General features: G+C 47.1%; 6 protein-coding genes and 1 pseudogene. 3 read left to right on the top strand and 4 right to left on the bottom strand.

All coding sequences use genetic code 11. The features are described from left to right. Positions 1-295: 295 nt before the first annotated feature. The 3 genes from AKL11_RS00160 to AKL11_RS00150 form a co-directional block, all read right to left on the bottom strand. Complete coding sequence (locus AKL11_RS00160; RefSeq protein ID WP_067514399.1) at positions 296-1,441, bottom strand: MalY/PatB family protein; 1,146 nt, start codon at positions 1,439-1,441, stop codon at positions 296-298. A 244-nt stretch (positions 1,442-1,685) separates the two neighbouring features. Then, a complete protein-coding gene (gene mnmH / locus AKL11_RS00155) occupies positions 1,686-2,825 on the bottom strand; it encodes a tRNA 2-selenouridine(34) synthase MnmH (protein WP_216636526.1) in 1,140 nt (379 codons plus the stop codon). A gap of 176 nt (positions 2,826-3,001) precedes the next feature. Beyond that, on the bottom strand, positions 3,002-3,583 hold the full coding sequence (locus AKL11_RS00150) for a Fe-Mn family superoxide dismutase (RefSeq protein WP_067514395.1): 582 nt from the start codon (positions 3,581-3,583) through the stop codon (positions 3,002-3,004). A 276-nt stretch (positions 3,584-3,859) separates the two neighbouring features. On the opposite strand from AKL11_RS00150, the gene AKL11_RS00145 reads away from it, so the two are divergent. The 3 genes from AKL11_RS00145 to AKL11_RS00135 all read left to right on the top strand — a co-directional run bounded on the left by AKL11_RS00145 (position 3,860) and on the right by AKL11_RS00135 (position 6,313). Next, positions 3,860-4,660 carry a hypothetical protein gene (locus AKL11_RS00145; protein ID WP_067514393.1) on the top strand — a complete coding sequence of 267 codons (801 nt, stop codon included), beginning with the start codon at positions 3,860-3,862 and terminating at the stop codon, positions 4,658-4,660. Between the two features lie 564 nt (positions 4,661-5,224). Further along, the gene (locus tag AKL11_RS00140) at positions 5,225-5,590 is read left to right on the top strand and encodes a PilZ domain-containing protein (RefSeq protein WP_067514391.1); all 366 of its coding nucleotides are present in this window, start codon (positions 5,225-5,227) and stop codon (positions 5,588-5,590) included. A 96-nt stretch (positions 5,591-5,686) separates the two neighbouring features. Beyond that, on the top strand, positions 5,687-6,313 hold the full coding sequence (locus AKL11_RS00135) for a YigZ family protein (protein WP_067514389.1): 627 nt from the start codon (positions 5,687-5,689) through the stop codon (positions 6,311-6,313). 239 nt (positions 6,314-6,552) lie between these two features. Here the strand turns inward: AKL11_RS00135 and AKL11_RS00130 are convergent. Further along, positions 6,553-7,385: pseudogene (locus AKL11_RS00130) on the bottom strand (IS1634 family transposase); the annotation flags it as partial.

Below are 7,385 nucleotides of genomic sequence, written 5' to 3'. Positions count from 1 at the left end.
TTAGCCGACAGACTCCATACCAAGACGTCTCTTGACGAGGAGGAAGAGGTGCTCAGAAAACCGGTTAAGCCAAAACCAAAATAAAACCGATGGTTTCAAGTGAGTTTTGGTTTATACCAATTCTGTTTTTAAATTATGGGCTGCGCAGCCATTTTGAGCGACTGGATCTGCGTTGAAGTTCCTCGTCATAGCGGGCATAAAGGCTATGACTCGTCGCTTCGCCTTTATGCCCTCGGGTATTGCCCAATCGCTCAAAATAACTTGCTCACTCCACAATTTAAAAACGACATTGGTATTATCTGTTGATGATGGCCGTTTTGATTCGACCAATGGCTTCTTCCAGTACAGAGCGACTGCAGCCAAAGTTCAGCCGCAGATAGTTTGCATCACCAAATTGTTTTCCTGGTGAAAGCCCAACGCCCGCTTGCTCAAAGAACTGGTGCGGATCTTCCAGCTGAAGCTCACTGACGTCTATCCAGGCAAGATAGGTTGCCTGTAAAGGCTCCATGAACAGCCCGGGAATACTGTTAATTTGTTCCATCAGGTAATCATGATTTCCACGGAGGTAATCTAATAGCGACTGCCGCCATGGCTCACCGTGTCGATAAGCTGCTTTGGTGGCGGCATAACCGATCAATGTGCTGTCCGGTGATGGCACAATACCGGAGCGGGTAGCATTGAACTGATGTCGTACTTTGCCATCGGGAATAATGGCGAAAGCACAGCCAAAACCCGCAAGGTTAAAGGTTTTCGAAGGTGACATCAGAGTGACAGAATGATCCCGTGCGTAATCACTGATCGATGCATAGGGAATATGCTCTGCGTGTCGATCAAGAATCAGATCGCAATGCACTTCATCGGAGCAGACAATCAGATTGTGCTTCTTGCAGAACTGTTCCAGTGCTTTCAGTTCATCCCGGGTAAAGACTCTGCCATTAGGATTTTGTGGATTGCACAGCATTAACAATTTGGTGGAACTGTTGATTTTCTTTTCCAGCCCGTCAAGATCCAACACCCAGCGACCATCACTCTTTATCCATTCAACACCAATAAGCTCTCGGTTGGCGAGTTTTGGTGCTGTCAGGAAAGGGTAATAAACGGGAATAGGCGAAATAACGCCTTCTCTTTTCCCGGCGTAGGCACGCACACAGACATTGAGGGCTGAGACTAATCCGGGCATCCAGACAATCCATTCTGGCTCAATATCCCAGTGATACAGGTTTCGACAGCGCTCAACCACCAGCTGTTCCAGCTCACCATCAGGCATGGTGTAACCAAAGACTCCGTGATCAATACGCTCATGAAGCGCTTCAATAATCTCAGGAGCCGATTTGAAATCCATATCCGCCACCCAGAGCGGAATCACATCGGAAGCGAAGCGATCCCACTTGAGACTGGACGTGTTGGTTCGGTCAATGACACTGTCGAAGTCGATGCTCACTGTATTTTCCTTTTAGCATTATTCTTTCTAAGCAGGTTCTAAGTAGTTAGCCATTTGGAATCGAATAATTCTGGCTGATTGGATGGTTACTATACAAGGCACAACGTAGGGAGCATAGCCGTAACTATGTGACCGGAGTTGTAACGCTGTACGACTGCATGGATGCAGGAGGTAGAGCAACGCAGGAGCAAGTTGCCGAGAGTGGCTATCCAATCAGCCAGAAAATATGATTTCATGTGGCTAACTACATTACTGTATGCTTCTGCGCTACAGTTGCCAGAAACGATTCCGTGTAGTTTTCCTTAATGGCTTGGCGGTTACCCCGGAAAATAATCTCGCCTGCTTTTTGTTCCAGTTGATAGTCATACATAGGATCGTAGTAACCGCTGAGCAGTTCGCTGATCAATGGGCTGTAGCCGTCTATTACGCCGTTTTGTTTATGCTGTTCGATGGCAGAATTAAGAATATCAGTGAGCTGCTGATAGCGTTCGCCACCAAGCCTGCGTCGGATTCGATAAAGGCTGCCATGAAGTCCTTCGGTAAACTGTTCAAAGCCTTCTTCATAACCATAGGCATCGACAAACTCTGCCAGATTTTCCGTAACGTACTCTTTCAGACCGATGTTTACCCGCTCTTCCATGGTTTCTTCCAAAAGAATCAGGGGGGACTCCTGCATTTTATCTTTCATGGTCTGAGGCAAGCTGCAGCGGCCAATCAGCTTGCTTTCATCTTCCAGAAGTACTGGCATGCCCGGGTGTCGATGGTGATGTTTCAATAGAGCAATGGCCAAACGGTTTTCAAAATCGATCTGGCCTGGTTGTCCGCCATAGCGCCGACCAAAGCTGGAGCCTCGATGATTTGCCAGGCCTTCCAGATCAATACTGTAGGGCAACTGTTGTATTAAGTACGTTTTGCCCGTGCCGGTTTTACCGCTGAGGATAATAAAAGGCACTTGTTCAATGGCGCGTTCAAGCTCATCAATCAAAAAGCGTCTTAACGCTTTATAACCGCCTTTGATCAGCGGGTATGGGTGACCAGACTCACCCAGCCATTCCTGAGTAATGTGGGAACGCTGCCCACCACGAAAACAAAAGAGATAACCTTTTGGATGTTGTTTGACGAAGCGTTGCCAACCTTCCAAACGCTCCTTGCGAACGTCATCCGTAGCCAGCTTATAGCCAAGTTCCACTGCTGCGTCTGGCCCTTCCTGTTTATAACAGGTGCCAATCACTTCCCGCTGGCGGTCATCCAGAATGGGCAGGTTGGTGGCGCCGGGGAAGCTGCCTTTTTCAAATTCAACGGGCGCTCTCACATCCATTAAAGGAATGTCATCCAGAAAAAGGGAGAGAAAGTCTTCGGTATTGGCTCTTGGCATTCTTGGCATAAATAAATAGTAGCGAGCATTGCGATGTCTAATCAGAACCGCATAGTGTGGGGCTCATGGCGGTAACTTGGCAAGTATGGATTGGTGAAAAGCGGGTTGGGATAATGCTTATAAACGCTATAGAAGACAAAGACCTTGAGGTCTTTGTCTTGACTGGGAATCCAGATATTAAGAGCTTATGCTGCAAAATTCTCAGAAACGAAGCTCCAGGAAACCAGCTCCCAATAAGCTTTCAGATAATCAGGACGTACATTGCGGTAGTCGATGTAGTAAGCGTGTTCCCACAGGTCGCAGGTCAGCAGAGGCTTTTGTTCGCCAGTCAGCGGAGTTGCCGCATTGCTGGTGTTGACGATTTCCAGAGAACCGTCAGCGTTTTTCACTAGCCAGGTCCAGGAAGAACCGAAGTTGTTTACCGCCATGTCGGAGAATTTTGCAACGAACTCGTCAAAAGAGCCAAAAGCCTTATCGATAGCCGCCGCCAGTTCACCACTTGGCTTGCCGCCACCATTTGGGCTCAGGCAGTGCCAGTAGAAGGTGTGATTCCAGATCTGGGCAGCGTTGTTGAAGATGCCGCCTTCAGACGTTTTAACAATCTCTTCCAGAGATTTGTTGGCCAGTTCAGTGCCTTCTACCAGACCGTTCAGCTTTACAACGTAAGTGTTGTGATGCTTGCCGTAATGGAACTCCAGAGTTTCCTTGGAGATGTGTGGCTCGAGGGCGTCGAGGGCATAAGGGAGTTCGGGTAGTTGAAACGCCATGTTTAGCTCCGTTTCTTTTCTGATCTTATATCAGATGGAATAATTGTGGTTTTTGAAGACCTGATTTTCGCAAAGCGATAGTAGCATCGGGGCTACTACTAATCCAATTGGTATGTATCTTGCGGTTTGTATCAAAAAATCAAGGTTCATATTGAGCAAACGTGCATTTTGGCTTGGGAGTGCTAACGCTTTCTTCTACAATGAATCTTCTTTTTTTGCGCTATGAGTCAGAAGACGAACAGACAAGCGCCGTATTTGTGATGGAATTCAGTGATTATGCGAGAGGACAATAAGACACAGCAGCCCGAGCAGGGGTTTTCTCTGTCGGCGGATGAGCGCCCTTCCCGGCAACGGGCTTCTGCGGGAGCACCTCGCAATACTGGTCATGGTGTGCCGGTCAAATCCGGTGGTGCCGGCTATTGGGTGAGTACCATTCTGTTTTTATTGCTGGTGGCTGTTGCCGGTGGTGGTTACTGGCAATTCTCTCAGTTGCAGAAAACACTGGCGGATACCCAGCAGCAATTACAGGAAACCCGGGAATCACTTGGGCAAGTAACCGGCGAGGTTTCGAAAACCGGAGAGAATATCAGCCAGAGCGATTCGGTGTTTCGATCAGAGTTGAAGGTGCTGAATTCTGAAATCCGTAAATTATGGGATGTGACCAATAAACGGAATCGCCAGTGGATCACTGAGAATAAAGAGAAGATTGCCCAGACCGCGAAAAAGGCCGATCAAGCTGTGAGTCAGATGGATGGCGTGAAAAAGAGTTATGCGCAGCAGGATAAGCGTTTGGTGGAAGTTAACCAGATGATCAAGGCTATTACCACTGAGCAGCTGGTGGCTAACTCGGATATGACAGCCTACGTGGATGCTCTGAAGGGCGAGATTGCTGCTCTCAAAAAGACAATTAATAGCCAGAAGACCGTTGAGCAGCAGGTGGTGGCATCCGCTGAAACTCAGGAAGAATTGAGCAAGAAACTGAGTTCTTTTCAAAGTCAGGTTTCTGTTCGTCTCCAGCAGCTGGAGAATTCCATCAGAGCTATCGGTGATGATGATACGGGTCTGATTATTAAGTAATTCTTTCATACTTCAGGGGGGACACGGTTAATTAGGCCCTTGAAACATGATTATTTTCCCTTCATTGACTACTTTCTGTTGCCAGATCTTGGGATCTGGCCTTTTCTTATTCAGTTTTATGTGATTTGAGCGGTTTTAGCCAAGTATTCTTGCGCCAGAATGCAGGTCTATTAATGTCCATATTAAGCGTCAGAATCATGAAGTTCTCTGGTTCAGAAGGTGTATTTAAAGTGCTATATCCGTTGGTGCCTAGTGTGCATTCTGTGTCGTGAATTTCTTTTAACTGACTGAAATATAAGATTTATGTGATGGTTTTTTCAAGGCTGAAGTAGATGGAAGTAATGATGTTTGGCTGTCAAATCAAAGTTGGGTTAAGCAAGTTGATTCATTACCTCTATGGCCATTAGCTCTAATGATTGTCCTTTTATCAGGGAGGTTGTGGTTGGCATGGAAAGGGGTATTTCCATCTTCTGTAATTATGAGGCAGGTGTATCTTTTTCAGAGATTCTATTGATTGTGAATTTCCGGGAAGGGCAGTAGTTTTTGTACATTAAGGTATAAAGTATGTCTTTGAGAAGTAGTGGCAAGGAAGGCCGCTCAATTCAACGCCACCAGTTGCAGGAATACCTCAAGGTTTATAATCGCAATACCATGCGGGTTATGGGCAGTATTGGTAACATCAGTTGCAATGGTCTTATGTTGATCAGCTCGGTGCCGGTGTTGATTGGTGCTGTGTATAACATGCGGGTTATTATGCCCGGTGATGGCGATCTCAAATATCTGGACTTTGATGCCCGTTGCCACTGGTGTAAGCCCGATGTGGGGCCGGAGTATTTTGATTCGGGCTACAGCATTGTGAATGCTGGTCACGATATCTTCGATTTGGTGGACTCCTTGAAAGACTATTTCACGTTCACCGAAGACGGTTAATCAGGCCATTTCATGGTTGGAAGAGACTGGATTTGGCGTACTCAATAGTCTTCAAGTATTATCACCCTCCGCTCTATCCTGCTGATTCTGGAAACGATGCCTGCCGATTACGATGTGCCCGCCGAGACAGTGGTTTTTGAAACCGACGTCAAAAAAAGCCGTTTTATCACCTGGATAGCCCATGCGCCTTCCAAGGCTGATGCTCAAGCATTTATCCAATCTATCCGGCAGAAATACCCTGACGCGACCCACCACTGCACAGCATATATTGCGGGCTCACCCAATGGCGGGGCGGCCATTGCCTGTGATGATGACGGAGAGCCTTCTGGCACCGCGGGTAAGCCCATGTTGAACGTGCTGCTTCATAAAGGGTTCGGCGAGGTGGTAGCGGTGGTTGTGAGGTATTTTGGTGGCATAAGACTGGGTGCTGGAGGCTTGGTCAGAGCTTATGGGTCCGCAGTTCAGGCGGCCTGTGAAGTGTTGCCTTTGAAGCGGAGAGTGCACCTTCAGAAGGGGGTGATCACGTGTGATTATGCCCAGGAACAATCGGTCAGGCATTATCTGGTCTCTTTTCAAATACAGTTGATGGACTGCCATTATGGGGATCAGGTTAGTCTGGAGATTGCTGCGGCTGGGGATCTTATTAACTCATTTACACAGCAGTTGATGGAGTCTTCAAGGGGGCGAATAGGCGTCTCCTGGTCTGAAGAAGCCTCGGAATAACAATCTCCCTGTTGGCTTTCAAGTTTCGATTTTGTGGACTGTGCCCGCCCTGGTCTTCTACTCATGGAAGATCCAAGGCTTGTTGCATGTGGCAGCTCCAAATCCTCTGAGCATAAAAGAAGTAGGAACCACGGAACTGCTTGCCTTTTAATGGGTCTATTGTACTAACAGTATTGGCTCAGGTTAGATAAATATAAATATAAATGGATAACGTATAAACCCGTCATTCAGCACCTGTATCAGGAATAAATTTCTTGGTACGGTCGCCCAAGGATTGAAATGATCGTTAACTGCCTCTCCTGCAAACCAACAACATGCTTTTCATGACCATCGACCAGCAGAACATTAATACCCTGAAAGCAGAAAAACACCCAGCGTGCTGTCGGGGTCTGACTGGGTTTCCGCTTCATGTCCGGGAAAAAAACGACTCTGTTTTTTTAATTCAAGCCTGATTCGATGCTGAATGGCTGCGTAAACCATTAAGCACAGCGTCATCAGCATAAGCAGCGCTTCTATGCGTTCCGGTTTTTTCAAAAACAGTGCCGAGACCATAAACTCCGGACTCTTCAGAAAGCGAAAGCCTCGCTCAACCGACTGCTGTGATTTATAAGTGCTCAGTACCTCTGCAGAGCTTAGCGCATTCTTGTCCAGATCATTGGTCGCTAATACAAAGCATCCCAAGGTGGTCTCCACAACCTTACGACAGTCAACAGCTAACCACGGATGACCACTGACATAATATTCCATGCTGTCTGGTTGACTGCCTTTCTCTGGACGCCCCGCTTTTGTATAGCATGATTTCTCAGTAATCACAGGTTCAGCCTGACAATAGATGTTTTTGGCTTGCCATTCCTTGAACGCACGCAGGGYATCTGTCTTACATTTGAATGGCTTTTTAGCCAATTTATTCGTCAGTGCTTCTGCTTCTTTTTCTGACTTCTTCAGCATCTTTTTCAGCAGTGTCTTCTGTTCACTTTTCCGAGCCTGCTCACTGCGGATCATAACCCATCGCTGTGGCACGTCAGCATAGTCTGAAAGCACTTCATAACTCTCATAGCCTTCAGCGCCTTTC

The organism is Endozoicomonas ascidiicola (assembly GCF_001646945.1).
Taxonomy (GTDB): domain Bacteria; phylum Pseudomonadota; class Gammaproteobacteria; order Pseudomonadales; family Endozoicomonadaceae; genus Endozoicomonas; species Endozoicomonas ascidiicola.
This window is presented reverse-complemented; position numbering and strand designations above follow the sequence as displayed.